At 62.2% G+C, this 25,802-nt stretch carries 26 protein-coding genes and 1 tRNA gene; 11 read left to right on the forward strand and 16 right to left on the reverse strand.

All coding sequences use genetic code 11. The features are described from left to right. Positions 1-21: 21 nt before the first annotated feature. Positions 22-1,320 (reverse strand): Hsp70 family protein, encoded by a 1,299-nt coding sequence (locus tag WJU18_RS09325; protein ID WP_423459802.1) that lies wholly within the window; start codon positions 1,318-1,320, stop codon positions 22-24. Between the two features lie 208 nt (positions 1,321-1,528). On the opposite strand from WJU18_RS09325, the gene WJU18_RS09330 reads away from it, so the two are divergent. Next, complete coding sequence (locus WJU18_RS09330; RefSeq protein ID WP_423459803.1) at positions 1,529-2,437, forward strand: aspartyl/asparaginyl beta-hydroxylase domain-containing protein; 909 nt, start codon at positions 1,529-1,531, stop codon at positions 2,435-2,437. Here WJU18_RS09330 and WJU18_RS09335 read toward each other — a convergent pair. The 5 genes from WJU18_RS09335 to WJU18_RS09355 all read right to left on the reverse strand — a co-directional run bounded on the left by WJU18_RS09335 (position 2,385) and on the right by WJU18_RS09355 (position 6,257). Then, the gene (locus WJU18_RS09335; protein ID WP_423459804.1) at positions 2,385-3,266 is read right to left on the reverse strand and encodes a zinc-dependent peptidase; all 882 of its coding nucleotides are present in this window, start codon (positions 3,264-3,266) and stop codon (positions 2,385-2,387) included. The genes WJU18_RS09330 and WJU18_RS09335 overlap by 53 nt on opposite strands. 31 nt (positions 3,267-3,297) lie before the next feature. Then, a complete protein-coding gene (locus WJU18_RS09340) occupies positions 3,298-4,104 on the reverse strand; it encodes a UDP-2,3-diacylglucosamine diphosphatase (protein WP_423459805.1) in 807 nt (268 codons plus the stop codon). A 210-nt stretch (positions 4,105-4,314) separates the two neighbouring features. After that, positions 4,315-4,821 (reverse strand): peptidylprolyl isomerase, encoded by a 507-nt coding sequence (locus WJU18_RS09345; RefSeq protein ID WP_423459806.1) that lies wholly within the window; start codon positions 4,819-4,821, stop codon positions 4,315-4,317. 29 nt (positions 4,822-4,850) lie between these two features. Further along, positions 4,851-5,519 (reverse strand): peptidylprolyl isomerase, encoded by a 669-nt coding sequence (locus WJU18_RS09350; RefSeq protein WP_423459807.1) that lies wholly within the window; start codon positions 5,517-5,519, stop codon positions 4,851-4,853. A gap of 42 nt (positions 5,520-5,561) precedes the next feature. Beyond that, positions 5,562-6,257: a tetratricopeptide repeat protein gene (locus WJU18_RS09355; RefSeq protein WP_423459808.1), complete on the reverse strand. Its 696-nt coding sequence runs from the start codon at positions 6,255-6,257 to the stop codon at positions 5,562-5,564. A 233-nt stretch (positions 6,258-6,490) separates the two neighbouring features. Here WJU18_RS09355 and cysS point away from each other — a divergent pair, with 233 nt between their 5' ends. The 3 genes from cysS to WJU18_RS09370 all read left to right on the forward strand — a co-directional run bounded on the left by cysS (position 6,491) and on the right by WJU18_RS09370 (position 9,748). Next, a complete protein-coding gene (gene cysS, locus WJU18_RS09360) occupies positions 6,491-7,870 on the forward strand; it encodes a cysteine--tRNA ligase (RefSeq protein WP_423459809.1) in 1,380 nt (459 codons plus the stop codon). Between the two features lie 34 nt (positions 7,871-7,904). Continuing rightward, positions 7,905-8,561: a DNA-3-methyladenine glycosylase family protein gene (locus tag WJU18_RS09365; RefSeq protein ID WP_423459810.1), complete on the forward strand. Its 657-nt coding sequence runs from the start codon at positions 7,905-7,907 to the stop codon at positions 8,559-8,561. Positions 8,562-8,773: 212 nt separating this feature from the next. Continuing rightward, positions 8,774-9,748, forward strand: a complete 975-nt coding sequence (locus WJU18_RS09370) for an acetyl-CoA carboxylase carboxyltransferase subunit alpha (protein WP_423459811.1) — start codon at positions 8,774-8,776, stop codon at positions 9,746-9,748. Positions 9,749-9,788: 40 nt separating this feature from the next. Here WJU18_RS09370 and WJU18_RS09375 read toward each other — a convergent pair whose 3' ends face one another. Then, the gene (locus tag WJU18_RS09375) at positions 9,789-10,070 is read right to left on the reverse strand and encodes a YkvA family protein (RefSeq protein WP_423459812.1); all 282 of its coding nucleotides are present in this window, start codon (positions 10,068-10,070) and stop codon (positions 9,789-9,791) included. Between the two features lie 158 nt (positions 10,071-10,228). On the opposite strand from WJU18_RS09375, the gene tilS reads away from it, so the two are divergent. The 4 genes from tilS to WJU18_RS09395 all read left to right on the forward strand — a co-directional run bounded on the left by tilS (position 10,229) and on the right by WJU18_RS09395 (position 13,491). Further along, the gene (tilS, locus tag WJU18_RS09380) at positions 10,229-11,155 is read left to right on the forward strand and encodes a tRNA lysidine(34) synthetase TilS (protein WP_423460967.1); all 927 of its coding nucleotides are present in this window, start codon (positions 10,229-10,231) and stop codon (positions 11,153-11,155) included. Between the two features lie 156 nt (positions 11,156-11,311). Next, positions 11,312-12,580: an aspartate kinase gene (locus WJU18_RS09385; protein ID WP_423459813.1), complete on the forward strand. Its 1,269-nt coding sequence runs from the start codon at positions 11,312-11,314 to the stop codon at positions 12,578-12,580. Between the two features lie 30 nt (positions 12,581-12,610). After that, positions 12,611-12,703, forward strand: a tRNA-Ser gene (locus WJU18_RS09390). Between the two features lie 173 nt (positions 12,704-12,876). Beyond that, positions 12,877-13,491 carry an intradiol ring-cleavage dioxygenase gene (locus WJU18_RS09395; RefSeq protein WP_423459814.1) on the forward strand — a complete coding sequence of 205 codons (615 nt, stop codon included), beginning with the start codon at positions 12,877-12,879 and terminating at the stop codon, positions 13,489-13,491. A gap of 32 nt (positions 13,492-13,523) precedes the next feature. On the opposite strand, the gene WJU18_RS09400 is transcribed toward WJU18_RS09395, so the two are convergent. Next, positions 13,524-14,348 carry a DUF899 domain-containing protein gene (locus WJU18_RS09400; protein ID WP_423460968.1) on the reverse strand — a complete coding sequence of 275 codons (825 nt, stop codon included), beginning with the start codon at positions 14,346-14,348 and terminating at the stop codon, positions 13,524-13,526. Positions 14,349-14,453: 105 nt separating this feature from the next. On the opposite strand from WJU18_RS09400, the gene WJU18_RS09405 reads away from it, so the two are divergent. Beyond that, complete coding sequence (locus WJU18_RS09405; protein ID WP_423459815.1) at positions 14,454-15,680, forward strand: helix-turn-helix domain-containing protein; 1,227 nt, start codon at positions 14,454-14,456, stop codon at positions 15,678-15,680. 36 nt (positions 15,681-15,716) lie between these two features. Then, complete coding sequence (locus tag WJU18_RS09410) at positions 15,717-16,358, forward strand: PQQ-binding-like beta-propeller repeat protein (RefSeq protein WP_423459816.1); 642 nt, start codon at positions 15,717-15,719, stop codon at positions 16,356-16,358. 31 nt (positions 16,359-16,389) lie between these two features. Here the strand turns inward: WJU18_RS09410 and WJU18_RS09415 are convergent, their stop codons facing one another. The 4 genes from WJU18_RS09415 to WJU18_RS09430 all read right to left on the reverse strand — a co-directional run bounded on the left by WJU18_RS09415 (position 16,390) and on the right by WJU18_RS09430 (position 20,811). Then, a complete protein-coding gene (locus tag WJU18_RS09415; protein WP_423459817.1) occupies positions 16,390-16,755 on the reverse strand; it encodes a nuclear transport factor 2 family protein in 366 nt (121 codons plus the stop codon). A gap of 132 nt (positions 16,756-16,887) precedes the next feature. Further along, entirely contained in the window at positions 16,888-18,303 is a 1,416-nt protein-coding gene (locus WJU18_RS09420) for an FAD-binding oxidoreductase (RefSeq protein WP_423459818.1), read from the reverse strand. A 12-nt stretch (positions 18,304-18,315) separates the two neighbouring features. Beyond that, on the reverse strand, positions 18,316-19,293 hold the full coding sequence (locus WJU18_RS09425) for a Bug family tripartite tricarboxylate transporter substrate binding protein (protein ID WP_423459819.1): 978 nt from the start codon (positions 19,291-19,293) through the stop codon (positions 18,316-18,318). A gap of 63 nt (positions 19,294-19,356) precedes the next feature. Continuing rightward, entirely contained in the window at positions 19,357-20,811 is a 1,455-nt protein-coding gene (locus WJU18_RS09430) for a sulfatase-like hydrolase/transferase (RefSeq protein ID WP_423459820.1), read from the reverse strand. Between the two features lie 106 nt (positions 20,812-20,917). Between WJU18_RS09430 and WJU18_RS09435 the strand changes: the two genes are divergently transcribed. Further along, positions 20,918-21,883 carry a LysR substrate-binding domain-containing protein gene (locus WJU18_RS09435; protein ID WP_423459821.1) on the forward strand — a complete coding sequence of 322 codons (966 nt, stop codon included), beginning with the start codon at positions 20,918-20,920 and terminating at the stop codon, positions 21,881-21,883. 16 nt (positions 21,884-21,899) lie between these two features. Here the strand turns inward: WJU18_RS09435 and WJU18_RS09440 are convergent, their stop codons facing one another. The 4 genes from WJU18_RS09440 to WJU18_RS09455 are packed head-to-tail and all read right to left on the reverse strand — an operon-like array spanning position 21,900 to position 25,796. Continuing rightward, positions 21,900-23,000 carry an ABC transporter ATP-binding protein gene (locus tag WJU18_RS09440; protein WP_423459822.1) on the reverse strand — a complete coding sequence of 367 codons (1,101 nt, stop codon included), beginning with the start codon at positions 22,998-23,000 and terminating at the stop codon, positions 21,900-21,902. Further along, the gene (locus WJU18_RS09445) at positions 22,997-24,013 is read right to left on the reverse strand and encodes an ABC transporter ATP-binding protein (RefSeq protein WP_423459823.1); all 1,017 of its coding nucleotides are present in this window, start codon (positions 24,011-24,013) and stop codon (positions 22,997-22,999) included. The genes WJU18_RS09440 and WJU18_RS09445 overlap by 4 nt, the downstream gene beginning before the upstream one ends. Continuing rightward, positions 24,010-24,879, reverse strand: coding sequence for an ABC transporter permease (locus WJU18_RS09450; protein WP_423459824.1), 870 nt, complete (start codon positions 24,877-24,879; stop codon positions 24,010-24,012). The genes WJU18_RS09445 and WJU18_RS09450 overlap by 4 nt, the downstream gene beginning before the upstream one ends. Further along, a complete protein-coding gene (locus tag WJU18_RS09455) occupies positions 24,876-25,796 on the reverse strand; it encodes an ABC transporter permease (RefSeq protein WP_423459825.1) in 921 nt (306 codons plus the stop codon). Before WJU18_RS09455 ends, WJU18_RS09450 begins: the two co-directional genes overlap by 4 nt. Positions 25,797-25,802 lie beyond the last annotated feature (6 nt).

Below are 25,802 nucleotides of genomic sequence, written 5' to 3' on the forward strand. Positions count from 1 at the left end.
TTTAGAACGTAGAACGTGTTCTTAGCGGTACAGCCGCTGCGCATGTACCCCAAGCCCTTGCGCCACGCTCGCATGGCGATCGCCATGCATGGGGCGCGCCGCTGGAAGGCTCTCGGCAATGCGCTGTGCCAAGGGGCGAAAGCCGGTGGAGCCGCCGGTGAAATAGAGCACGTCGACGGCATCGGCGGCGACGCCCGCCACGCGCAGTGTTTCACCCGCCGCGTCGACGATGCGCTGAAGATCGGCGTCGAGCGCGCGCACGGCCTGCGGCTCGTCGAGCGTGGCGGTCAGATCCTGCTCCAGCCGTGCCAGATCGATGCGTGTGGCACCGCCTTCAGCCACCGCGATCTTTGCGGCCTCGGCCTCGCCGAGCAGCGCATGGCCCAGGTGCTCTTCCAGCACCGTCATCAACCGTTCGTGCTGGCGCGGATCGCCATAGAAGCTGCGCATGCGTTGCAGCTCGGCCATGCGTGGCGCGGTATAGACGGTGTTGATCAGGTGCCAGGTCGCCAGGTCGAAATAGACTCTGCTCGGCACCTCGCGCGGCGTGGTGCCGGGCCGTGCCGGTCCAAGGCCGCGGTACCCGCATAGCGGCAGGATGCTGGCCAGTTCGATGTGGCGGTCGAAATCGGTGCCCGCGATGTGCACTCCGTGGTTGGCCAGAATGTCGTCCTTGCGCTCCAGCCGCTCGCGCCGTGCCGGACCCACGCGTACCAGCGAGAAGTCGGAGGTGCCGCCGCCGATGTCGGCTACCAACACCAGCTGCTCTTCCGTGGCCTGCTGTTCATAGTCGAGCGCGGCGGCGATGGGCTCGAACTGGAAGCTGATTTCCTCAAACCCCACTGAGCGCGCGGCCGCTTCCAGCGCGGCCTGTGCGGCGGCGTCGCGCACCGGGTCGTCGTCGACGAAGTAAACCGGCCGCCCCAGCACCGCGCGTGCCAGCGGCGCCCCGGCCTCACGTTCGGCCAGTGTCTTCAGGTGCTGCAGATAACCGCCCACCACGTCGAGGTAGCGCACCGCGCGGCCGTCGCCGACTTCAGTGCTCTGCTCGGCCAGTGTCGAGCCGAGAATGCTCTTCATGGAGCGCATCAGCCGGCCCTCATGCCCGGCCACGTAAGCCGCCAGCGCCGCACGGCCGTAGAGGCGATGCGGCGGCTCATGCGGCGCCAGGCCTTCGACTTGGTAGAAAACCGCGGTGGGCATGGTGTGCTGGCCGGATTCGACATCGACCAGTGCCATGCGCCCCGCCGCGCCCGAGAGGGCAATGGCGGAGTTTGAAGTGCCGAAATCGATGGCGCAGAAAAGGGTATGCGAAGTCATGCCAATAACACCTGGCTAGCATCCGGCATGCCGCGTCGCGCGGGCCGGGCCGATCGGAAATAGGGGAGGGGCGCGGATTATAGCGAGGCGGTTTCTGCGCTTGCAGGCACAATGTGCTCAATCACACGACAATAGAGTGTTGGCTGGCGCCCTACATCGGGATCACGTGGGTCTTGGTAGAGGCAGAGCGCTACAACGGTATTTTTTCATGAAAGTAACCATTTTTATTATCGTGCTGCTGTTCGCGGCCAGCGCGGCGGTCATGCACTTTCGCGGCCGGGTTCGCCTGAAAGCCACGCGCCAGGTATTCGACCATTCCACCTTCATGGCACCGGTGAACGTGTTCATGCTGGCGTTTTCTGGCGTACCGCGGCAACCCTACCTGCCGCCCGAGCGCTTCCCTGATCTGGCAGTGCTGCAGGCGCATTGGCAGGAGATCAGGGATGAGGCGCTGGCGCTGGCTGAAGCTCAGCGCATTCGGGCCGCCGCCAACATGGACGATGCCGGCTTCAACTCGTTCTTCAAGACAGGCTGGAAGCGGTTCTACCTGAAATGGTACGGCCAGGCGCACCCCTCCGCGACCGAACTCTGTCCGCGCACCACCGCGCTGCTGGCAGGGTTGCCGAGCATCAAGGCGGCCATGTTTGCCGAATTGCCCCACGGCGCCAAGCTGGGCAAGCACCGCGATCCCTATGCGGGCTCCCTGCGCTACCACCTGGGGCTCGTGGCACCGGGTGACGAGCGCTGCTTCATCGATGTAGACGGCGAGCGCTACAGCTGGCACGAGGGCGAGGGCGTGGTGTTCGATGAAACCTACATCCACTACGCTGAAAACCAGAGCGGGCAAAACCGTATCGTGCTGTTCTGCGATATCGAGCGGCCCATGAAGTACGGTTTTGCGCAGAGCCTGAACCACTGGTTTGGCCGCAACGTGGTGGCCGCCGCCAGCTCGCCCAACAGCGAGGGCGATCCCACGGGCCTGATCAGCAAGCTGTTCCGTCTCTCGTTCTATGCAGGCAAGGGGCGCCGGGCATTCAAGGCCTGGAACCCCACGGTCTACAAGCTCACGAAGCTCGGTTTGCTGGTGGGGGTGGTAGCGCTGTTTGTCTGGTGGTGAGCGCCTGCCCGCGCGGATCGAAGAAAGCATCAAACAGCATCGCCAGACCTGGCCACTCTTCAGCAAAGCGCTTCCGCTGCACGAAGTAGGCCTCGCAGGCCACCGGAAGGAATTCCACTAGTGATGTGGCGCCGTAGGCATCCAGCCAGGGCATCGGCTGGCCAAAGCGTTCTGCCTGCGTGACCTGCTCGCGCAGCGCATGATAGGCTGGTTGCAACATGGAGAGCCAGGCTGCGCGTGCTGCACGGGCGCTCTTGGTGCCCATGAAGCCGGGAGGCAGGGGCGGGCAACCGTTGGGGCGGCCGCTTTTCATGTCCATCTTGTGGATGAACTCGTGGATCACCACGCTATGGCCTGGGCCGCCATGGCTGGCGGCTTCCACCGCGGGCCAACTCAGCATGACCGGGCCGCGTTCCATGGCTTCGCCGGCAATGACCTCGTGGTAGCGGTGCACCACGCCAGCGGCATCCATGCTCTCGCGCCGCGCCAGTACATTGCCCCGTTGGATGACGATGCCCACGAAGTCGTCATACCAGGCCAACGCGGCCTCGGGGCGCCCAGGCGGTCCCAGGTGCACCAGAGGCAGGCACGCCTGGGCGGCAATGGTCACGGCCACGGCGTCGGTAATTTCGAATCCATGCGCCCCCGTGAACTCCTTCTGAGTCAGAAAATGCGCCGCAAGCCGCCGCAGCCGCTCATTGGCGGCTTCATCCGCTTGAACAAGGAACGGGTAGCGGGTGAGCGTGGCGGACCATAGCTCATCAGGAATGGGTGGGGGCGCGGCAAAGCCCTGAGCCCAGCGGGAGAGACGTTGAGCCAGTTTCATCATCAAGCAGAAGATGCGGCCCAGAGCCGATTCATCAAGGCTTGGCGGAAACTTCTACTTCTGTCAGCGCGAGGCGATGCAGGCCGGCGGTATCGAGCCGCAGGACATCGGCGCGTGGGGCAGGGCCATCCAGGTGCCAGTCGGAGAGCACCACGCGGCGCAGGGGGCTGCCCTGATCACTCGCGCCCAGCGAGTGCTCGGCAGGGCGATGCGTATGGCCGTGGATCAGGGTCGTTGCATGGGCGGTCGCCAGCCAGGTACGGGCGGCATTGGCGTCCACGTCAGCGTGGCTCGCCATTTCATGCTGGCGTGCGGCGCTGGCCTCGCGCATGGCCCGGCCCATCGCCTGGCGTTCGGCCAGCGGGCGTGCGAGGAAGCCGCGTTGCCAGGCCGCACTGCGCACCTGAGCGCGAAAACGCTGGTAGTCGGTGTCGTCCAGGCAAAGCTCGTCGCCATGGGACAGCAGCCAGCGCTGTCCGGCGAAAGTGAAGACGGTGGGGTCAGGCAGATCCCTGGCATGGCAGGCATTCAGAAAGCCCGAGCCGATAAGGAAATCGCGGTTGCCGCGCAGAAAGAATACAGAGCAGCGTGCGGCGGCTTCCCGCAGCAACTGGCCGCACTGCGCTTCAAAGCTGTCAGGCAGGGCGGCATCATCGCCAACCCAGACTTCGAAGAGGTCGCCTAGGATGAAAACACCATCGGCGGGGGTGTGGCGCAAATACTCGGCGAAGGCCGCCAACGTGGCTGGCTCGCCAGGGTGCAGATGCAGGTCAGAAAGAAACTCGACCGCCCGCCAATGGGGCGGGAGGGTGAGTTCAAACGCCGCGGGCGGATGCGCCATGGGATTACAGGAGAGGCTTCAGCCGCGGCGAGGCGCCAAGCGTGCGCTTAGAACGTGTTCAAAATCTCCTCGCGGGTCCCTTGCGCCCGAAAAACTGCGTCTGCCGCGTTGAAAATCCTCGCGATACCACGAGGTATACCTGCGGTTTTCGCCTTGCAGCCACAGCTTTTCGAACACAAGAGCCCTCGCGCCGAGATCTTGAACACGTTCTTACAGTGCGACCGCTTTTTCGATGACGACGTCATCCTTGGGTACATCGTCGTGCATGCCGCGGCGGCCCGTGGGCGTGCCCTTGATGGCATCGACCACTTCCTGGCCCTTGACGACCTTGCCGAACACCGCATAGCCCCAGCCTTGCGCGGTGGGAGCCTTGAAGTTGAGGAAGTCGTTGTTGGCCACGTTGATGAAGAACTGGGCAGTAGCCGAGTGCGGATCGGACGTGCGTGCCATGGCCAGCGTGTACTGATCGTTCTTCAGGCCGTTGTCGGCCTCATTGGTGATGGGGGCCTGCGTGGATTTCTGCTTCATGCCAGGCTCGAAGCCGCCGCCTTGGACCATGAAGCCGGGAATGACGCGGTGAAACACCGTGTTGTCATAGTGGCCGCTCTTGACGTAGGCCAGGAAGTTGGCGGCCGATTTCGGCGCCTTGGCTTCGTCGAGCTCGATGGTAATGACGCCGCGGCCGGCGATGTGCAGTTCGACTTGTGGATTTGCCATGGTGGTACGCTTTCTATGGATTCAATGGGTTACAGAATTTTTGCCGATTCGATCACGACCATTTTCTTAGGGACATCCGTGGGGAAGGGGCCGCCAGAGCCGGTAGGCGTGTTGCGGATTTTTTCCACGGTGTCCATGCCGCTCACGACCTTGCCGAACACGGTGTAGCCGAACAGTTGCGGATGGTTGATGACGTTCTTGCGCGGGATGTCCTTGTGGACCTGGCCCTGGAACTCAAACGTGACAGGGTCGCCCGGGGGAATGATGACCGGATCGAGGCGCTCGTTGTCCACCACGTTGATGAAAAACTGGGCAGTGGCTGAATGGGGGTCGCCTGTGCGTGCCATGGCGACGGTGCCTACCGTGTTGTGCAGGCCTTTGGCCAGCGCTTCGCGGCCTTCATGGGCGATCGCGGGCCGGGTGGGTTTCTGCTTGTAGTCCTTGTCGAAACCGCCGCCCTGGACCATGAAGCTGGGAATCACGCGGTGGAAGATGGTGCCGTCGTAGAACTTGTCTTTCACGTATTGCAGGAAGTTTTCCACGGTCTTGGGCGCTTTGTCGGGATAGACCTCGATCACGAATTCGCCTTCGCTCGTCACGAACTTCACGCGGGGCGCACTGGCGGCCATGGCGGGGACGGCCGTGGCGAGAGAGAGGGTTGCGGCCAGTGCGGCGATACGCCTTCTGGAAATCGGCATGAAAGGACTCCTGAGAAACAGCGGAAAGAATGAATGGATGGCTTACGGAAAAGGCCTCGTCATTCCCGCGCGGGCGGAATGACTGAGGCGCAGACTCCGGTTGGTTCTCTGGCAGTGCTGCAAGTTCCTGTCCAAAGGGTTACTGTGCGTTCTGGCGGGGGCTTTCTTGGGCGATGCCGGGGCCGTACTTGTATCCAGCATGGCGCGCAGCGCTTCTATCTTTGGGGCCAGGCGTGTATTTCCGGCATCGAGCTTGCGTGCCCGTTCATACGATTGGCTGGCTTGCCGGGCCTGGACGTCTCCCAGGTTTTCCAGCGCGGTGGCGTAGTCGGGGTTCTGGCGCACGGCGGTTTCAAGCGCCTCGCGGGCCTTGCTCAATTCCCCTTTGCCTGCATACAGCACGGCCAGGTTGTTCCAGGGCTCGGCCAGCTCGGGATAGTCCTGGGTGAGCCGTATCAGGATGGCCTCGGCTTCGCCGGGCTTGCCGCTTTTCTGCAGCACCTGGCTCTTGATGAAGCGCATCTGCGGATCGCGCGGGTTGGCGGCGATGTATTTGTCGGCTCGCTCCAGTGCCTCGGTGGTCTGGCCGGCATTCAGCAGGCGGTTGACTTCCGTGTATTCGTCGGCCAGCACCTGCGGGGCCAGGGTACCCAGCGCACCGGCGATCATCAGGGTACGCAGCCAGCCGAGAACAGCAGAGGAGGAAAATAGCCGCAGAGATATCTCGGGGGAGTGCACGAGGAAAGATCTCTCCAAAAAGTTAATGCCCAAAGCGGGCTGTGCATCAGGCACCCGCCGGTTTCCCGATCGCGGGCGCCCTTTATACTGTGAAGGATTGTAGCCATGCAGCCTGTCATGTCCCGCGTCCGCAGACAAGCGCAAGCCGAGCACACTCTTTCTGTTGACTTCTCTTCCGGCAGGCCGGGCTCCACGATTGGCGTATCGTGGCCTACCTGCAGCACCCATTTCCGATGACCTTGAAGATCTACAACACGCTTTCGCGTGGGTTGCAAAGTTTTTCGCCGATCGAGCCCGGCCACGTGCGGATGTACGTGTGTGGCATCACGGTCTACGATCTTTGCCACATCGGCCACGCGCGTTCCGCCGTGGCTTTCGATGTGGTGCGGCGCTGGCTCCTGGCCTCGGGGCTGCGCGTGACTTTCGTGCGCAACATCACCGATATCGAAGACAAGATCATCCGCCGTGCGCTGGAAAACGGTGAAACCATCCGTGAACTCACGGACCGCATGATCGGCGAGATGTACCGCGATTTCGATGCCCTGAGCATCGAGCGCCCCACGCACGACCCCCGCGCGACCGACTACGTGCCGCAAATGCTCGGCATCGTGCGCCAACTGGAGGACAAAGGCCTGGCCTACACCACTGCCAGCGGCGACGTGAACTATGCCGTGCGCAAATTCAAGGGCTACGGCAAGCTCTCGGGCAAATCGCCCGACGAACTCCAGGCCGGCGAACGCGTGGCCGTGGACAGCGAGAAACGCGATCCGCTTGATTTCGTGTTGTGGAAATCCGCCAAGCCCAGCGAACCCGAAGGCGCCAAATGGGACAGCCCTTACGGCCTGGGCCGGCCTGGCTGGCATATCGAGTGCTCCGCGATGAGCTGCGCCTTGCTGGGCGAAACTTTCGACATTCATGGTGGTGGAGCGGATCTGCAGTTTCCCCACCATGAAAACGAGATCGCCCAAAGCGAAGGAGCCCATGGCGTGCCCCTGGCGCACCTGTGGATGCACAACGGCTTCGTGAATATCGACAACGAGAAGATGTCCAAGAGCCTGGGCAACTTTTTCACCATCCGGGAAGTGCTGGAGACGTTCGATGCCGAGACCATCCGTTTCTTCATCGTGCGCAGCCACTACCGCAGCCCGCTCAATTACAGCGATGCGCATCTGCAGGACGCGCGCTCGGCGCTCAGGCGCCTGTACACGGCGCTCGACGCGATCACAGCGGCCGACATCACCGCCATCGACTGGAGCAATCCCTACGCGGCGCGCTTCAAGGCCGCGATGGATGAGGATTTCGGCACGCCCGAGGCAGTGGCTGTTCTCTTCGATCTGGCGGGCGAGGTCAACCGCGGCAAATCACCCCAGGATGCCGGCCTTCTGAAGGCGCTGGGCGCATGCCTGGGCCTGCTGCAAGCCGATCCCAAGGCGTATCTGCGCATCGGCGCCACGCTGGACGAAGCCGCGATTGCCGAGCGGATAGAAGCCCGCGCGGCGGCCAAGAAAGCCCGGGATTTCGCGGAGGCTGACCGTATTCGCGCTGAACTGCTGGCAGCCGGTATCGTGCTGAAGGATTCGCCCACGGGCACCACCTGGGAGGCCGCGCCATGATCGTGTTCGTGAATGCGCTCCGCCTGGAGGTGGTATGGCGGTAAAACCAGCGAAGAAGGATGAGATCGAGGCCAGCACGCCCGCTTATTGGGCCGAGGCCTGCGAAGAGCTGTCCAAGCGCGACCGCGTGATGAAACGGCTCATTCCGAAGTTCGGCAACGCCTGCCTCGAATCGCGCGGCGATGCCTTCATTACTCTGGCGCGCAGCATTGTCGGGCAGCAGATTTCGGTCAAGGCGGCGCAGTCGGTATGGAACCGCTTCGAAGCGCTGCCCAAGCGCATGACGCCCGCCAATGTGCTCAAGCTCAAGGTCGACGACATGCGCGCGGCCGGCTTGTCAGCGCGCAAGGTGGAGTATCTGGTGGATCTGGCGTTGCATTTCAGCAGTGGGCAGATTCACGTCAGCCAGTGGAAGAAGATGGAAGACGAGGCCATCATTTCCGAACTGGTGGCCATTCGAGGCATCGGCCGCTGGACGGCGGAGATGTTCCTCATGTTCCATCTGATGAGGCCTGACGTACTTCCCCTGGATGACGTGGGCCTGATCAACGGCATCAGCCTCAACTATTTTTCAGGCGAGCCGGTGAGCCGCAGCGACGCCCGGGAAGTGGCCCAGGCATGGCAGCCTTGGCGCAGCGTGGCCACCTGGTACATGTGGCGCTCGCTGGAACCCATACCCGTCGCGTATTAGCCCACCCCGAAGGCGCTGCGCGCCTCCCCCTCAAGGGGGCGCTCCTGGCGGCCTGGCAAAGCCAGCTCCGCGGGAGCCCTGGCGCAGATCCCTGAGGAGAGGTAGCTTCCGGTAGCTTGGCTAAGCCAGTTTCGCGCGGGGGCTTGGCACAAAATCAGGGGGTGCGTCGCATCCGGTAACATTGCAGCCATTACGGCAGTTGGAGAAACCATTTGGCCAAGAAGACATTTCTTGATTTTGAACAGCCGATCGCCGAGCTGGAAAACAAGATTGAAGAGCTGCGCTACGTACAGACCGAGAGTGCGGTCGATATCTCCGAGGAGATCGAGCAGCTCGACAAGAAGAGCTTGCAGCTCACCAAGGACATCTATTCCGATCTGACCCCGTGGCAGATCACCAAGATTGCCCGCCACCCCGAGCGCCCCTACACGCTCGACTACGTGCAAGGCATCTTCACCGATTTCGTCGAGCTGCACGGCGACCGGCATTTCGCGGACGACCAGAGCATCGTCGGCGGGCTCGCGCGCTTCAATGGCAACGCCTGCATGGTGCTGGGCCACCAGAAAGGCCGCGATACCCGGGAGCGCACGGTACGCAATTTCGGCATGACCCGGCCCGAGGGCTATCGCAAGGCGCTCCGGTTGATGAAGACGGCCGAGAAATTCAAGCTGCCGGTGTTCACTTTCGTGGATACGCCGGGCGCGTTTCCGGGCATCGATGCTGAAGAGCGCAGCCAGTCCGAGGCCATTGGCCGCAACATTTACGAGATGGCGCAGCTTGAGGTGCCGATCATCACCACCATCATCGGCGAGGGCGGCTCCGGCGGCGCGTTGGCCATCGCGGTGGCTGACCAGGTGCTGATGCTGCAGTATTCCATCTACTCGGTCATCAGCCCAGAGGGATGCGCCTCGATCCTCTGGAAAACCAGCGACAAGGCGCAGGAAGCCGCCGACGCCCTGGGCATTACTGCCCATCGGTTGAAGGCCCTCGGCCTAGTCGACAAGATCGTCAGCGAACCCGTGGGCGGCGCCCATCGCGACCACCGGCAGATGACGGCGTTTCTCAAGCGCGCACTGGGCGATGCCTGGCGCCAGCTCAGCGACCTCAAGGTCAAGGAGATGCTGGACCGCCGCTACGAGCGCCTGCAAAGCTATGGGCGCTTCAGCGATACCAAGGCGGAGCGTTAGTAGGGCGGTAGGGCACGAAACCGGGAGTTAGAACACGCTTTCAGGCCGCTCGGGCCTTGACTTTGGAGCGCAGCGCGGCATGCAGATCGGCCGGCAGGAACTTGAAGGCCGCCTGCAGCAGCAGATAGGCGATCAGGCCATCATCCAGCCAGCCGAGGATGGGGATGAAGTCAGACACCAGATCCACAGGACTGATCACGTACAGAATGGCCAATACGGCGGTCAGCTTGGCCGCCATCGGTGTGCGCGCATCGCGCAGCATGGCCCATACCATGAGCAGTTCCTTGCGGAACATGGCAACGATTTTCCCCAGTTTCCACATGCGATGATCTCCCGCGCCATTCATTTGGCGTACAAAACCTTAACGTAGGTCCACTTCCCGGGATGACAAGGTTTATCCTCAAGAAACCAATCCCGTGAAATATGACTGCTTCCGCGTCTGATCCGAGCCAGAACGCCGCCAGGCCCGTGAACGAAGCCATGGTCCGTTTTGCCGCCACGCATCCCGCGTTGCCTTTGGCCGTGGCCCTCTCGGGCGGCGCGGATTCCACGGCGCTGTTGCTGGCCTGCGCCGAACGCTGGCCGGGGCAGGTGCACGCCCTGCACGTGCACCATGGCCTGCAGAAGGCCGCGGACGATTTCGAGCAGCACTGCATCGCCTTGTGCGCGCGCCTGGCGCTTCCGCTGCATGTCCAGCGCGTGGATGCGCGCCATGCCGGCGGCCAGAGCCCCGAAGCCGTCGCGCGCGACCACCGCTACGAAGCCCTTGGCGCTCTGGCTGGCCAGGCGGGCGCACGGACGGTACTCATCGGACAACATGCCGACGATCAAGTGGAAACCATCCTGCTCGCGCTGTCGCGTGGCGCCGGCCTGCGCGGCCTGGCCGCCATGCCGGCGGCGTGGACGCGCGGTGGCGTGGCTTATGCGCGTCCGTTGCTCGACGTGCCAGGCGCCGCACTCCGCGCGTGGCTTCGGTGGCGCGGCGAAGCCTGGATCGAGGATCCGAGCAACGCCAGCGAACAGTTCACCCGCAACCGCATCCGGGCGCGGTTGCTGCCCGTACTGGAGGCCGCATTTCCGCAGTTCCGCACGACTTTCTCCCGCAGCGCCGGACATGCGGCCCAAGCGCAACAGGTTCTCGATGAAGTCGCCACCCAGGATCTGGCTGCCGTCGGTTTGCCGCCGCGCATCAGCGCCATTCAAGCCCTTTCTCGTCCGCGCCAGGCCAACCTGTTGCGCCACTGGCTCTGGGTATCGCACGCCGTTACGCCCAGCAGCGCCCAATTGACCGAACTGCTGGACCAGATCGCCGCCTGCAAGACGCGCGGCCATCGAATGTATTTGAAGGTGGGTGGCGGATTCGTCCAGCGAGAAGGTGCGGCCATTACCTGGCATCCGCCTTCCTGATGCGGTGCTTGTGAAGGGGAATTACCCGGAGTTGTCCTGGAAAAGCTAAAATCCCAGGTTTTTCGGCGAAAGCCAAATTTTTTCCGCGCATCCGCGTGTTCCGTCCGGTGGCGTGTCCCGTCCCATGCGTCGGGCGCCGGTCATCATTTTTTTGCCATGGCATTGATCGTTCACAAATACGGCGGCACCTCGATGGGCTCCACCGAGCGCATCCGCAACGTCGCCAAGCGTGTGGCCAAATGGGCCCGCGCCGGCCACCAGATGGTGGTGGTGCCCAGCGCGATGAGCGGGGAGACCAACCGCTTGCTGGGCCTCGCCAAGGAGTTGGCTCCCGGCAAGCACACCGCCGCTTATCGCCGCGAGCTGGACATGCTGGCCTCCACCGGCGAGCAGGCGTCTTCGGCGCTGCTGGCCATCGCCCTGCAGGCAGAGGGCATGCCATCGGTCAGCTATGCCGGTTGGCAGGTGCCCATCAAGACCGATAGCGCCTACACCAAGGCCCGCATCGACAGCATCGACGACAAGCGCGTGCGCGCTGACCTGAATGCCGGCAAGGTCGTCATCATCACCGGCTTCCAGGGCGTGGACCCTGATGGCAACGTCACCACCCTGGGCCGCGGCGGCTCCGACACCTCCGCAGTGGCCGTGGCGGCCGCTCTGAAGGCTGACGAAGCCTTGATCTACACAGACGTCGATGGCGTCTACACCACCGACCCGCGGGTGGTACCCGAGGCGCGCCGCCTGCAATCCTTGAGCTTCGAGGAAATGCTGGAAATGGCGAGCCTGGGCAGCAAGGTGCTGCAGATCCGCTCGGTGGAATTCGCCGGCAAGTACAAGGTCCCCATGCGCGTGCTCTCCAGCTTCACGCCCTGGGACATCGATCTCGCCGAAGAAGCCAAATCCGGCACCCTGATCACTTTCGAGGAAGACGAAAAAATGGAAAAAGCCGTTGTATCCGGCATTGCCTTCAACCGCGATGAAGCCAAGATTTCCGTACTGGGCGTGCCCGATCGCCCTGGTATCGCCTACCAGATCCTGGGCACGGTGGCTGATGCCAACATCGAGATCGACGTCATCATCCAGAACGTCAGCAAGGACGGCAAGACTGATTTCAGCTTCACCGTCAATCATGTCGACTACGCCCGCTGTATCGACCTGCTGAAGGAAAAGGTGCTCCCCGAACTCGGGGCTGCCGTGGTCGAGGGCGATCCGCGTATCTGCAAGGTGAGCATTGTCGGCATCGGCATGCGCAGCCACGTGGGTGTGGCGGCCAAGATGTTCCGTGCCTTGAGCGAAGAGGGCATCAATATCCAGATGATCTCCACTTCCGAGATCAAAACCTCCGTCGTGATCGACGAAAAGTACATGGAATTGGCCGTTCGGGCGCTCCATCGTGCATTTGATCTCGATCAGGCGCCGGTTTAAGCCCGAAAGAATGGCATAATCACTAGTTCTGGAGCGATGACCGAGTGGCCGAAGGTGCTCCCCTGCTAAGGGAGTATGGGGTGTAGAGCCTCATCGAGGGTTCGAATCCCTCTCGCTCCGCCAGTTTGCTGATTTTGGACGGTTCACAAAAGCGTTCAAGCAAGCATTGAAAAACCCTGTAGATCAAGAATCTACAGGGTTTTTTTAATTGCGCTCCATCCTTTCCATCACCTCAGCCTGAACTCTTGAAGAGGACCAGGGTCCTACGGTCTGTTGACTGCCTCCAGGGGAAACGGATGAAGCTGGAAAGACGCGGGTTCTTTGCAACGATTTCAGGCTTGGCTCTCTGGCTCAAGCCGTTCTCACAAGCCTTTGCACAAACGCGAACGCCACGCCAGACGGAGGGCCCCTACTATCCAAGCCAGTCCATGCGGGGCACGGACCAAGACAATGACCTCGTGCGGGTCAGCGGCGCTGTGCAAGAAGCGGGCGGTGAAATCATCCACCTGAAGGGCAAGGTGTTTGCGGAAGGCAAATTACCGGCATCGGGTGCTCGCATCGAAATCTGGCAGGTCGACACCAATGGCCGCTACCTGCACACCAGCGATGCCAATTCGGCGGTCCGCGACCCTCATTTTCAGGGCTTTGGTTATGCCATCGCAGATGCTGAAGGGGCTTTTCGCTTCCGCACCATCAAACCCGTGCCTTACCCCGGACGGACGCCGCATATACACGCCAAAGTTTTTCATCAAGGCCGGGAGCTCACCACCCAGTTCTATATCGCTAATCACCCACAGAATGATCGGGATTCGATCTGGCGCCGGCTGAGCACCGCCGAGAAAGAGGCGGTGGCCATGCGCTTTCGGAAAGGTCCTGACGGCGAAGAAACCGCGCTCACTGTTTACTTATAGAAGGTTGGCATTGAGCGAGAGCTGCCTCGTGGTCAATGACAACACCCTCCATTGAAGGTGGCAAAAAGCTCCGCGACTGAACTGCCCTTGGTTTTCCTGGTGGCAGTGGGCTCATAGCGGTCATGGTGGCGCACCCACTCCATTTTGTGTTCCACGTCTTTCTCGTCGCGGCCTTTGGGTACGAGATCAAGCATGCTGTAGGTGCCCATCATGGCTTCCACACCACGGCCATAGGTCGAATAGGTGTGGAAAATCTCTCCGGCTTCGTTCTTGAGGAAGGCGCTGATGCCGGGCCACTCCTCATATGAGTAGGGCCAGTGGCCGTAGTTGTAATCGAGATTTCCTCTGCTGACTTCTTCCGGTGTGAAGCTGACGCGAAAATCGTAGTTGAAGCTGCTGCCATTCGAGGAGACCCAATTGAAGCGCCAACCCATGCGCTGGCGGAAGCGCTCGATCTCCGGCAATTCCGCGCGGGAGACGGCCACCAGCGTGACTTCGCGATGGGCCAGGTGCACCAGCATGCCATCGGTGTGGTCCGCCATGAAGGAACAGCTCGGGCACCCTTGCTCCCAGCCGGGTGCAAGCATGAAGTGCTGCACCAGCAACTGGCTGCGACCGTCGAACAGATCGGCGAGCGAACGTTGGCCGTCAGGCGTGCCGAAGATATAGTTTCTCTCGACGCGAACCCATGGCAGGGCTCGGCGCTGTGCGGCGAGCTGGTCGCGCAGGCGCGTCAGCTCCTTTTCCCGCGCCAGCAGGAGACGCCTCTCGGCAAGCCACTCGTCCCGCGAGACGATGCGGTGCTTGTCGATGCTTTCGGAAGCGTTGCCCGGGGCGTTGGTGGCGTGCGTGGTCATCATCTGGCTCCTTTCGTGGTGGATTGGCTTTCACGTGAAAGAATGCTAGGGGCTGACCCGAAAAAGGGTGAGTGACAAATATGGCGTGATTATTTCTAACTCACCATGGATTCACTGATCACTGCTGCCGCGCGAGCACTCGCTCAGGGCGATCTCATTGGTGTGCTCAATCGCGTCGCTCTGCGCGAAGACCCGCCGGCGTTGGCGCTGCGTGGCATTGCGATGGCGCAACTCGGAGAGCTGGAGCGGGCCAAGTTACTGCTCAAGACCGCGGCGCGCGGTTTCGGACAGAAGGAACGGGTGGCGCGTGCGCGCTGCGTGGTAGCGGAAGCCGAGATCGCATTGGTCTCCCGGGATCTGGGTTGGCCGGAAGCCGCGCTTGAGACGGCACGGGGCACGCTGGCAGCGCATGGCGATACCGTGAATGCCGCCCATGCACGGCATCTTGCCGCCCGCCGGCTGCTTCTGGTCGGCCGGCTGGAAGAGGCGGAGCAGATGCTCTGGGCGCACGAGCCGTCGCACCTGCCGCCCGCGCTGCGGGCCGCCTACGAATTGACTACTGCGGGGCTCGCCATACGCCGGATCAAGACCGGGCAAGCGCGCGCCGCCTTCGTCCGCGCGCAAGAGGCCGCACGGGAGGCAGGCCATCCTGCCCTGACGGCTGAAGTGCAGCACGCATCCCGTGTTCTTCGCACGCCGGCGGCACGCCTGATCGCCGGCGGGGAGGCGCGTCTTGTCTTGCTTGAGGAGGTCGAAGCGCTGCTGGCGTCGGGCGATCTCGTGATCGACGCATGCCGTCACGTCGTGCGCCGGACGGGCACGGTGATTTCGTTGGCGACGCGGCCGATTCTGTTTGCGCTGGCTCGTCTTCTGGGCGAGGGGTGGCCTGATGATGTACCGAGAGAGGCGCTTCTTCTGGGGGCATTTCGCGCGAAGGAGACCGATGACTCGCACCGCGCGCGGCTGCGGGTTGAAATGGGCCGCCTGCGTTCGGAACTTCGCGAGCTCGCGGAGGTGAGGGCGACGAAACGAGGTTTTTTGCTGGTGCCGCGTGAAGCGAGAAGGCTGGTGGTGCTGGCACCGCCCGCCGATGAGCCGAATGCGGCGACGCTGGCCTTGCTCCACGATGGGGAGGCGTGGTCCAGCTCTGCGCTGTCCATTGCGCTTGGCGCAAGTCCGCGTACCGTGCAACGGTCGCTTGAGCAACTGGCGGCGGCAGGCAAGGCGCAGTCTTTCGGGCGAGGCCCGGCGCGGCGCTGGGTGGCTCCGCAAGGGCCGGGGTTCCCGACAACATTGTTACTCCCCGGTCCGCTGCCAGGACGGTTAGGCTAAGAGCATGTTCTTTGAAAAGCGAGAAGGCATCTTCCCATGAAACATTCTCAAGCTGAAATCATCCGCGAATACGGCCCTTTCCCGGGCGTGACCAATGTCCATGGCCTGACTTTCGATGGCCGGCATGTCTGGTTCGCATCCGGAGAAAAACTCCACGCGCTCGACCCTGATACGGGCGAGACCGTGCAGGTTTTCGACGTTACGGCGGATGCCGGAACGGCCTTTGATGGCAAGCACTTCTTCCAACTCGCCGAAGACCGCATCCAGAAGATCGACGCGAGGACAGGGCATGTGCTGGCCGTCATCCCGGCGCCTGGTCATGGTAACGATTCAGGGCTTGCCTGGTCCGATGGCTTTCTCTGGGTGGGGCAGTACCGCGACCGCAGAATCTGCCAGATCGATCCAGAGACAGGAAAGGTCCTGCGAACCATTGAATCCAACCGCCTGGTCACCGGCGTCACGTGGATCGATGGCGAGCTTTGGCATGGCACCTGGGAAGGGGATGAAAGCGATGTCAGGCGCATCGATCCCGCCACAGGCGAAGTCCTGGAGCAACTCGAGATGCCGGCAGGCACAGGTGTTTCAGGATTGGAATCCGATGGCGCCGGCCGCTTCTTCTGCGGCGGCGGAGGCAGCGGCAAAGTGCGCGCCATCCGCCGGCCAAAGGGAGGGTTGTAGAGGCGTTGCTTGATCTCCGGGGTCTGATCTTTCAAGCTCCGGCCGGGACTTTGTCCAGAAAGCCCGTCACCGATTTGAGCCTTCCGTTTTCCACGACCGCGAAGTCTGTTCCCTTGATCATGTCGGGTTCCGATTGCGGGCCGAGCATCCAGGAGAAGCGGATCTTGTCTCCATAGCCATCCGGATTTCCATCGAGCGTGAAGCGAAAGCCTGGAAAGCGCTCATGCACCGCCCCCATCAGGCCGGCGATCTGCTCGTGGCCGGCAGCTTGCATCATGGGGTCGATATAGATGGCATCCTTGGCCCAGTGGTCCAGGACGAGGCGTTGGCGCTGAGCCGCATCCGTCTCGTTCCAGGCGGCAATGTAGTTCTGGGCGATTTGCGTGGCATTGGTCATGGTTTTCTCCTGGGGTTGATGAACTGCCTTGGTCAGGCGGTTCCCATGGTGCAACCAAGCTGCGGTCTTCTCAATTACTTCCCGGGTAATGGAGGTGCTTCCAGCGAGTCGTGCGTTTCTCGTGATTCCGGATCAGTCAAGGGCCAGGGCAAAAATCTTCCCTGGATTCAACACATTGTTTGGATCCATCACGCGCTTGATCGACGCCATGACCTGCACGGGATCCAGCCCGGCCTCTTCGATGAGAAAGTCCATTTTGTGCAGGCCAATACCATGTTCTCCGGTGCAGGTGCCTCCAGACGCTATGGCCCGCCGGACCAGTTCGCGATTCAATTGCTCGGCTACCGCCCGTTCATTTTCCAGTGAGGGATCAATCAAGTAGCCCATGTGGAAGTTGCCATCGCCCACGTGGCCGACGATAAAGTAGGGAATGCCTGCAGCTTCGGCGTCGGCCACGGCATGATCAATGTTGCAGGCCAGCTCGGAGATGGGGACACATGCGTCGGTGGTGACGCTGCGGCAACCTGGGCGCGTCTGCAAGGCAGCCAGGTAAGCATGGTGCCTGGCGGTCCATAGCCGCGAGCGCGTCTCTGGTGTCGTCGCCCACTCAAACCTTTCACCGTTATTGTCTTCCGCCAGTTCTTCGACCATCTGTGCCTGTTCCTGGACGGCTGTGTCCGAGCCATGAAACTCCATCAGCAGCATGGGCGCCTCGCGCAGTTGGAGTTGGTCATGGCGGTTGACGGCGCGGACAGCATTGGTGTCGAGCAATTCGCAACGTGCGATGGGGATACCGCTTTGCATGATTTCGATCGCGGTCCGTACGGCTTGCTGCACGGTCGGAAAAGCGCAAACTGCGGCGGAGACGGCGGTTGGCAGAGGATGGAGACGCAGGGTGACCTCCGTGATGACACCCAGCGTGCCCTCGCTGCCCAGCATGAGCCGTGTCAGGTCGTAACCTGCGCTGGATTTGCGCGCCCGCGTTCCCAGGCGCAGCACCCGTCCGTCAGCAAGAACGACCGTCAATGCCAGCACGTTTTCACGCATCGTGCCGTAGCGCACAGCGTTGGTGCCACTGGCCCGAGTGGCGCACATGCCTCCCAGAGTGGCATCGGCGCCTGGATCCACAGGGAAGAAGAGGCCGGCATGCCGAACAGCTTCATTCAAGGCCAGCCGCCGAACTCCGGCTTGCACGGTGGCGGTCATATCGTCCGCGTTCACTTGGACGATGCGGTCCATCTGGCTCAGATCCAGCGAGATGCCTCCTCTAACTGCCAGGATCTGCCCTTCTACTGAAGACCCCGCGCCGTAGGGAATCACCGGAATGCGGTGCGCATTCGCGATTTTCATGAGTGCTGAGATTTCTTCCGCGCTGCGGGCAAGCGCCACGGCGTCCGGAGCGGTCAAGGGGAAAGGAGACTCGTCTCGCCCATGGTGTTCACGAATACCGGGTGCGGTGCTGAAGCGGTCGCCGAGAAGGGCCCGCAATGAGGCCAAGGCGGTTTCGGGGATGCTGGGGCAGCTGGCTGAATCGACAGGATGGAGCATGGTACTGCGCGCTTATTCAGCCTTGATATTGAATCGGCGGATGATGTCTTCGTAGCGCTTATGCTCTCGCTTGATGCGCTCGGCGAACGCAGCTGCGGGCAAGGCGACGACTTCGGAGCCCATCTCGTTGATCTTGGCTTTGATATCGGGCCGGGCCAAGGCTGCGCTAACGGACTTCTGCAGGGCTTCCACTACCACTGGCGGTGTTTGTGCTGGAGCCAGAAGGCCGTACCAGGTGCTGTAGTTGTCCATGCCGGTGACACCCAGGGCTTCTTCAAGAGTCGGGATGTCAGGCAGCAGTTCGCTGCGCTTGGGTTGAGTAACGGCAATGGCTTTGAGTTTGCCGGATTTGATGTGTGGAATCAGCGGTGGTGCGCCTGTCAGCGCCAGCCGTACTTGCCCACCCAGAACATCGATCACGGCGGGACCGGCACCCTTATAGGGGATGTGAATGAGGTCCAGCTTGCTTTTGCTCTTGAGTACCGCCACTGTCAAGTGTTGCGGCGACCCTTGGCCGGGCGTGCCTACCGTCAGCGGAGCATCGGCGTGTTGCGCGCCATTGGCGATTTCACGCAGGTTGATGTTGAATCCCGTCTGCGCCACCAGAACGTTAGGTGATTCCGCCACCAGCATGATGGGGATGAAATCTCGCGTGACGTCGTAGCGCGCGCCGGGCATCAAGGTCGGGTTGATGACCAGTTCCGGATTCCCAGCCATCAGCAATGTGTATCCATCCGGAGTGGCTTTGGCTACGGCTTCTGCGCCAATCATTCCTCCGGCACCGCCTTTGTTTTCCACGACGATCGATTGCCCCAATTTCTCTGACATGGCTTGTGCCACCAGGCGCGTGATGCCATCAAGGCCACCACCGGCCGCGTAAGGCAACACCATACGGATTGGCTTGGTAGGGTAGCTCGGCACTTGCGGCCACGCTTGAGGCGCAGCAAGGCAGGTCAGCGTGGTCAGGGCCGTCAAGATCCAGCGTTTCATGTTTGTCTCCTGTAATGGGTCTCCAAGAACGCGTTCGCGTTCTCAGGACACTTGTTTCACTGTTCAATAAAAGCGTGCTGACTCTCCGGGGGCTGGTGTGTTGCCAAAGTCGCCTCGCTCGACAATGGCTGCCCGTCCCCCGTTTTCTTGAATGATTTCTTCCTGCCGAGTCTTGGCACGGCGCTCGACGGCTTCCGGATCGCAGATCGCACGCAGCGCCCCTTCGCACGCCAGGCGTACGGCCTCATGGCCGGGATCACTTGCAAGGTTGTTCAGCTCTTCGGGGTCGCTCTCGAGATCGAACAGCTCAGGCGGGTGGGCGATGTAGTGCACGTACTTGAACCTCCCGTGGCGAACGGCAAAGGCGCCAGCTACGGAACCAGTCGCGTGATATTCGATCAGGAGATGGCGGCCGGGCACTTCACCATGCGCCAGGCGTTCCAGCGAAACCCCGTGGCGGTCATGCATCAATTCGCTGCTGGATTCTCCTACCGCGTCGAGAATGAATGGGAACACGTCGATATGGCCTACTGGAGTGGTGCAGACGTAGTCCTTGGGAATTCCCTCGCCGGCAACGATCATCGGGCAGCCGGCGGATTCCTCGTACATGGTCGACTTGCCCCAGAGGCCCCTGGCTCCGAGGTTGTCTCCGTGGTCGCTGGTATAGACGATGCGCGTGCTGGATTCCAGGCCGGCGGCGCGCAACGCGTCCAATACCTTTCCAATCTGCTCGTCAAGGAAGCTGCAGAGCCCATAGTACGAAGCCAAGGCGCGGTGTATATGGCGATCGTCCTCGAAGTACGCGCCGTAGTCTATGCACGAAGCGTAGTCTCGTACGTAAGGATGGCTGTGGGCTCCTGGGCGCTGGTGGAGCTTGGGCAGCGGCAACTGCTGGTCGGCATAGCGATAGTAGTGCTCAGGTGGTGCGGTCAGCGGAAAGTGCGGTGCAACGAATGATACGAACAACACCCATGGTTTGCCGGTATGGAGTCTGGCCTTTTCGCGCAGCCAGATCTGTGCCTGTGCTGCGATGGCGCGGTCGTAGGTCGTGTATGTCGATTCGCCTGGGCCGGCCGTGGCGGCGAGTTTTTTGGCGTGTCCGCGCGCGGCAATGGGATCGCGCAGCAAGCCGATCAGATCGCCTTTCTTGTCCACTACGTGCATCGGCAGGATTTCTTCCGAGAAGCCGTTGTCTTCATCAGTGCTGCGAAAGTGCAATTTGCCGATGGAGGTCACGTTGTGCCCGCGGTCACGCAGGATATGGTGCCAACTGGTGGCCGAGCCATCATAGGGATCGGCGTTGTCCCAGAAGCCGATCTGGTGCACATACTTGCCGACAGCGAAAGCGGCGCGTGCGGGCACGCAGATGGGGCTGCTGGTGTAGGCGTCAGTGAAGCGCGTGCCGCGGCTGGCCAGCGCATCCAGATGAGGTGTTTGAACAACGGAGTTTCCATGGCAGCCGAGGATCTTCCGGCTGTGCTCGTCGGACATGATGACCAGCAGGTTCTGAGGCTTCATTGGCGGATTCGCTTCGAGCAGTAGTGATGGCAAAAGTCTAGTAATTCACCAACCCGGAGCGCGGTTTGTTTCTGATGAGGGATAAGGTTTTGCTTATGATGAGCTTGTGAAAACCCTCGAATCACAAGCCGCCGCCCAGTTGTTGCGCCGCGTCACCATGAGCGAGCTCCGAGCTTTGCTGGCCATCAAGTCTGCCGGCACGCTGACCCGCGCCGCAATGGCATTGCAGATCACTCAGCCAGCCTTGAGCCAGCAACTGCGCGAAGTCGAGAACAAGTTGGGCATGCCGCTGTTCACCCGTCATCGGCGTGGCCTGGAGCCGACCCCGCCTGGCCATGTGATGCTGCGTCTGGCGGCGGCTTTTGGGGTGGATCTGAATATCGCGGCACAGGAGTTGGCGATGGCGACTCGGGAGGAGACGTCGGTGCTGCGCGTGGGCAGCATGGCGGTGACCTCCGCCGGCTTGCTGGCCGTGGCCCTGGGGCGCTTTGCGCAGCAGTCACCCGATACGCAGGTGGTGTTGATGGAAGGGCCGCGGGAGACTCTGCTGGAGCACCTGCGTCATCGCCGAATAGACGTTTTCGTCGGCCGCTTGCCGGATGCCGGCGAAGCCACGGACCTGGACCGCGAGACGCTGCTGCTTGATGGGGCGGGTGTTATTGCGTGTGCCCAGCATCCGCTCGGACGCCGCAGCCGGCTGAGTCTGGAGCAATTGTTGCAGGCGGGCTGGATACTTCCAGCGGAAGACACCAGTTTTTATCAGCAGATCGCGGCGTCGCTGCGTGCGGCGGGCCTGATCACACCGCTGGCCCGGATACATTCATATTCCATGTTGGCCATTCCCGCGGTAGTGTCGACCTCCGATCTGATCGGATTCCTGCCCACCTCGATGCTCGCCTCAGGTACCATGTCCGCAGGCTTACAACGCTTGGCCGTTGATTTCGATTGGCACGCCTCGCCGGTGGGCATCATGACGCGGAGCGAACCCCGGGTATCCGAGCAGACCATGCAGTTGCTGGCCATCCTGCGTTCCGTTGCGGCCAGTACGCGCGGCGTCAATGGAAGGCGATAGCGCTCATCGGCGTTGATCACTCCACGCGCGCGGAGTTTTCGCTGCGGCGCTCAGCGTAGAGCGCGAGCCGCTGCCGCGTCTTGAGAGAGGCCTGAGGCACAGCCACTGGTTGCCACTCGGGTAGTTCGTCCTGCCGATGGCACGCGGTCAGGTGCGCAGGCTCGCTGGGCAGCAGCGCGGGCACTTCGGAGCGGCAACGCTCGATGACAAAAGGGCATCGCGTATGGAACGGGCAGCCGTTGAGCGGATTCGACGGGCTCGGCAGATCGCCCCGTACATCGGCCGGCGATCGCTGCGCATCGGGATGGGGTGCAGGGACCGCCGCGAGCAGCATCCTTGTATAGGGGTGGCGCGGATGGGCGAACAGGGCATCCTTGGGCGCGATTTCCATCAGGCGCCCCAGATACATGACTGCCACGCGGTCGGCAATGTGCTTGACTACCGCCAGGTCGTGCGCGATGAACAAGTATGACAACTCCAGTCTCGCCTGCAACTCCTTCAACAGGTTGATGACTTGTGCCTGGATGGATACGTCCAGTGCCGAGACGGCCTCGTCGCAGACGATGAGATCAGGCTCCAGCGCCAGTGCGCGGGCAATGCCGACACGCTGGCGCTGGCCCCCGGAGAATTCGTGCGGGTAGCGCATGCCATGCTGGCTGGAGAGCTTGACCAGTTCCAGCAGTTCGTCCACGCGCGCGCGCCGGCTGGCGGCGTTGCCCAAGCCATGGGCAATGAGAGGCTCTTCCAGTGTCTGCCGCACTGTCATCCGCGGATCGAGTGAGGCAAAGGGATCCTGGAACACCATCTGCATGCGCCGCCGCAGAGGCCGAAGCTCGCGTTGGGACAAGGTGGTGATGTCCATACCGCCAAAACGGATGCGGCCGGCGGTCGGATCTATCAGGCGCAGCACGAGGCGCGCCGTGGTGGATTTCCCCGAACCGCTTTCACCCACGAGGCCCAGCGTCTCTCCGCGCCACACGCTGAAGCTCACGCCATCGACCGCCCGTACCTTACGGCTTCCTCCGGCCAACAGGCTGCCGCCGGTGCCGAATTGCTTGCCAATATCCTGGACCTCGAGCAATGGCTGTTCCTGAAGCATCTTTTCAGCCGGATTCATGCGGACTTTTCCATGGATGCAGAGACAAAGGTTTCCACGGGCGCGCGGATGCAGGCGGCGTGGTGCATAGGGGCCACCTCCAGCAGAGCCGGGTCCTGCCGCGAGCAGGCTTCGGCACGGAATGCGCAGCGCGGATGGAAGCGGCAGCCCGCCGGGAGGTTGCCCGGTGGCGGCAGCGTTCCCTCGATCGACAGGAGCCGGTCGCGGGTTTCCTCGATACGCGGGATGCTTCCCAGCAAGCCCAGCGTGTAGGGATGCTGAGGGTCTTCGAAGATGTCCGAGACGGATGCGCGTTCCATCACCCGCCCGGCATACATCACGGCCACTTCATCGGCCACGCTGGCGACCACGCCCAGATCGTGCGTGATGAAGATGATCGCCATGCCGGTGTCGCGCTGGATTTCCTTGAGCAGTTGCAATACCTGGGCCTGTACCGTCACATCCAGGGCGGTGGTCGGTTCGTCGGCGATCAGCAGATCAGGGGAGCAGCTCAACGCCATCGCGATCATGACCCTCTGGCGCATGCCGCCGGACATTTGATGGGGGTAGTCGTCAAACCGCCGGGCGGGATCCGGAATACGGACCTGATCGAGCGCCTGGATGGCGCGTGCCTTCAGGGCAGCCGCCGAGGCGCCCGGTTCATGCGCGCGCATGGCCTCGACAATCTGAAAGCCCACGGTATAGGAGGGATTCAGGCTGGTCATCGGCTCTTGAAAAATCATGGCCATGCGTTTGCCGCGCAACTCGCGCATCTGTGGCGCGGTGAGTTTGGCTAGATCCAGGCCATCGAAGGCGATGCGCCCCGAGGCGATACGGCCCGGCCGAGGCACGAGTCCCATTATTGAGAGCGACAGCATGGACTTTCCGCATCCGCTCTCACCCACGATGCCCAGTGTGCGGCCGCGGCGCACGGCCAGATCCACGCCATCGAGGACGGCAAGATCCCCGCTATCCGTGGTAAAGACCGTGCGCAGGCCTTCGATGCTCAGCAACAAGTCGGAGTCTTGGTTCATCGGCCACGCGCTTTCGGATCCAGAACCAGCTGCAGGCCGTCCTGGAAGAGGTTGAGGCTGAACACCAGCAAGATGATCGCGAGCCCTGGAAACACAGCCAGATGGGGCGCGATCAGCAGCGCGGTGCGGCTGGAGGCCAGCATGGCACCCCATTCGGGCAGCGGGGCCTGTGCGCCGAGACCCAGGAAGCTGATGCTGGCGCAGGTCAGAATGGCGATGCCCACACGCAGTGTGGCAAGCGCGAAGAGGGGCGCCGCGATGTTGGGAAACACGTGGCGTGCCAGGATCCGCAGATCGCTCATGCCGATGGCGCGGCAGGCCTCGATATAAGGCTCCTCCTTCAGTGCCAACGTGGAGCCGCGGGCGAAGCGCGCGAAAATGGGAATGGTGTAGACCGCAACGGCAATGATGGCGTTGATCAGGCTTGGGCCCAAGATGCTGATGATCACGATGGCCAGCAGCACACCAGGGAAGGCCATCAACACGTCGAGCAGACGCATCAGCACGGCGTCGGTCTTGCGCCCCGCATAGCCCGCGAACACGCCGAGCGGAACGCCGATCAGAAATGCGATACCCACGGAGAGCAAACCCTCCATCAGGGAGATGCGCGCGCCATACAGAATACGGGTGAAGATGTCGCGGCCCAACTCGTCCGTGCCGAACCAATGCTCGGCAGAGGGTGGGCTCATCACGTTGGCCAGATCGGTCGCGTCCGGGGCGTAGGGAGCGATGACGGGGGCGAGTAAACCCGCGATCACGAACAGCAGGAGCAGCACGAGGCCGGGCAGGGCCAGGCGCGAGCGCCGAAACTGTTTCCAGCCGGCGCGCCAGTGCTCACGGCGAGTGGTGGCGATGGTCGTGCTCATTGGACTGAAATCCTCGGATCGAGCAGTCCATATAGAAGGTCTGTGAGAATGTTCACGAGCACAAAGGTCACGGCCACGATGAGGACCGCTGCCTGCACCACAGGAAAATCACGCGCCAGGATGGACTGCACCAACAGGCGTCCAAGGCCAGGCCATGCGAAGACGGTCTCGGTGACCACCGCTGAGCCGAGAAGGTAACCCAGTTGCAGGCCTGCCACGGTGACCACGGGGATGATCGCATTGCGCACGCCGTGGCGCCAGACCACCAGCGTTTCGCGCAAGCCCTTCGCCCGGGCCGTGCGTACATATTGGTTCTCCATCACTTCCACCAGGCTTGTGCGCATGACCCTGCTGATCACCGCCATGCTGGCCGCCGACAGCGTGACGGCTGGCAGGATGATGGCGCTCCACGAATCAAAGCCCGACATCGGCAGCACGTTGTACCAAACAGAAAACACCAGAATCAGCAGCAGGCCCAACGAGAAGGCCGGCATCGACACCGCCAGAATCGAGAGGACCAGCGACAAGTTGTCTATCCAGGAAAAGCGCTTTACCGCCGAGACGATGCCCGCCAGGCTGCCAACCACTGCCGCGATCAGCAAGGCCACGCCACCCAGCAGCAGGGTGTTGCCATAGCGCAGTCCGATTTCCTCGAGCACCGGCCTGCGCGTGCGGAAGGAAATGCCGAAGTCCCCGGTAAGGGCATTGCCCACGAAGGCAAGGTACTGCTGGATCAGTGGTTGGTCGAGCCCGAGCGACCGGCGCACGTTCTCCACGTCTTCATGCGTGGCCATCTGGCCGGCGATCAGTTCCGCTGGATCCCCGGGAATAAGGTGAACCATGAGGAATACGCCCACCGAAACGCCGAACAGAACCGGCAGCGCTTGCAGCAGTCGGTGGATCAGGAAGCGGAGCATAAAGGG

Origin of the sequence: Ottowia sp. VDI28, assembly GCF_049532675.1 — a bacterium.
GTDB lineage: Bacteria > Pseudomonadota > Gammaproteobacteria > Burkholderiales > Burkholderiaceae_C > Ottowia.

What these genes read in the sequence shown, in the direction of transcription:
- WJU18_RS09400 (WP_423460968.1), bottom strand. Translation starts at nt 14,348, where the DNA reads ATGACCACGCACGCCACCAACGCCCCGGGCAACGCTTCCGAAAGCATC.
- WJU18_RS09415 (WP_423459817.1), bottom strand. Translation starts at nt 16,755, where the DNA reads ATGACCAATGCCACGCAAATCGCCCAGAACTACATTGCCGCCTGGAAC.
- WJU18_RS09455 (WP_423459825.1), bottom strand. Translation starts at nt 25,796, where the DNA reads ATGCTCCGCTTCCTGATCCACCGACTGCTGCAAGCGCTGCCGGTTCTG.
- WJU18_RS09340 (WP_423459805.1), bottom strand. Translation starts at nt 4,104, where the DNA reads ATGGCGCATCCGCCCGCGGCGTTTGAACTCACCCTCCCGCCCCATTGG.
- WJU18_RS09430 (WP_423459820.1), bottom strand. Translation starts at nt 20,811, where the DNA reads ATGAAGCCTCAGAACCTGCTGGTCATCATGTCCGACGAGCACAGCCGG.
- WJU18_RS09405 (WP_423459815.1), top strand. Translation starts at nt 14,454, where the DNA reads ATGGATTCACTGATCACTGCTGCCGCGCGAGCACTCGCTCAGGGCGAT.
- cysS (WP_423459809.1), top strand. Translation starts at nt 6,491, where the DNA reads ATGACCTTGAAGATCTACAACACGCTTTCGCGTGGGTTGCAAAGTTTT.
- WJU18_RS09325 (WP_423459802.1), bottom strand. Translation starts at nt 1,320, where the DNA reads ATGACTTCGCATACCCTTTTCTGCGCCATCGATTTCGGCACTTCAAAC.
- WJU18_RS09445 (WP_423459823.1), bottom strand. Translation starts at nt 24,013, where the DNA reads ATGAACCAAGACTCCGACTTGTTGCTGAGCATCGAAGGCCTGCGCACG.
- WJU18_RS09395 (WP_423459814.1), top strand. Translation starts at nt 12,877, where the DNA reads ATGAAGCTGGAAAGACGCGGGTTCTTTGCAACGATTTCAGGCTTGGCT.
- WJU18_RS09425 (WP_423459819.1), bottom strand. Translation starts at nt 19,293, where the DNA reads ATGAAACGCTGGATCTTGACGGCCCTGACCACGCTGACCTGCCTTGCT.
- WJU18_RS09420 (WP_423459818.1), bottom strand. Translation starts at nt 18,303, where the DNA reads ATGCTCCATCCTGTCGATTCAGCCAGCTGCCCCAGCATCCCCGAAACC.
- tilS (WP_423460967.1), top strand. Translation starts at nt 10,229, where the DNA reads ATGGTCCGTTTTGCCGCCACGCATCCCGCGTTGCCTTTGGCCGTGGCC.
- WJU18_RS09410 (WP_423459816.1), top strand. Translation starts at nt 15,717, where the DNA reads ATGAAACATTCTCAAGCTGAAATCATCCGCGAATACGGCCCTTTCCCG.
- WJU18_RS09350 (WP_423459807.1), bottom strand. Translation starts at nt 5,519, where the DNA reads ATGCCGATTTCCAGAAGGCGTATCGCCGCACTGGCCGCAACCCTCTCT.
- WJU18_RS09385 (WP_423459813.1), top strand. Translation starts at nt 11,312, where the DNA reads ATGGCATTGATCGTTCACAAATACGGCGGCACCTCGATGGGCTCCACC.
- WJU18_RS09450 (WP_423459824.1), bottom strand. Translation starts at nt 24,879, where the DNA reads ATGAGCACGACCATCGCCACCACTCGCCGTGAGCACTGGCGCGCCGGC.
- WJU18_RS09375 (WP_423459812.1), bottom strand. Translation starts at nt 10,070, where the DNA reads ATGTGGAAACTGGGGAAAATCGTTGCCATGTTCCGCAAGGAACTGCTC.
- WJU18_RS09365 (WP_423459810.1), top strand. Translation starts at nt 7,905, where the DNA reads ATGGCGGTAAAACCAGCGAAGAAGGATGAGATCGAGGCCAGCACGCCC.
- WJU18_RS09335 (WP_423459804.1), bottom strand. Translation starts at nt 3,266, where the DNA reads ATGATGAAACTGGCTCAACGTCTCTCCCGCTGGGCTCAGGGCTTTGCC.
- WJU18_RS09345 (WP_423459806.1), bottom strand. Translation starts at nt 4,821, where the DNA reads ATGGCAAATCCACAAGTCGAACTGCACATCGCCGGCCGCGGCGTCATT.
- WJU18_RS09330 (WP_423459803.1), top strand. Translation starts at nt 1,529, where the DNA reads ATGAAAGTAACCATTTTTATTATCGTGCTGCTGTTCGCGGCCAGCGCG.
- WJU18_RS09440 (WP_423459822.1), bottom strand. Translation starts at nt 23,000, where the DNA reads ATGAATCCGGCTGAAAAGATGCTTCAGGAACAGCCATTGCTCGAGGTC.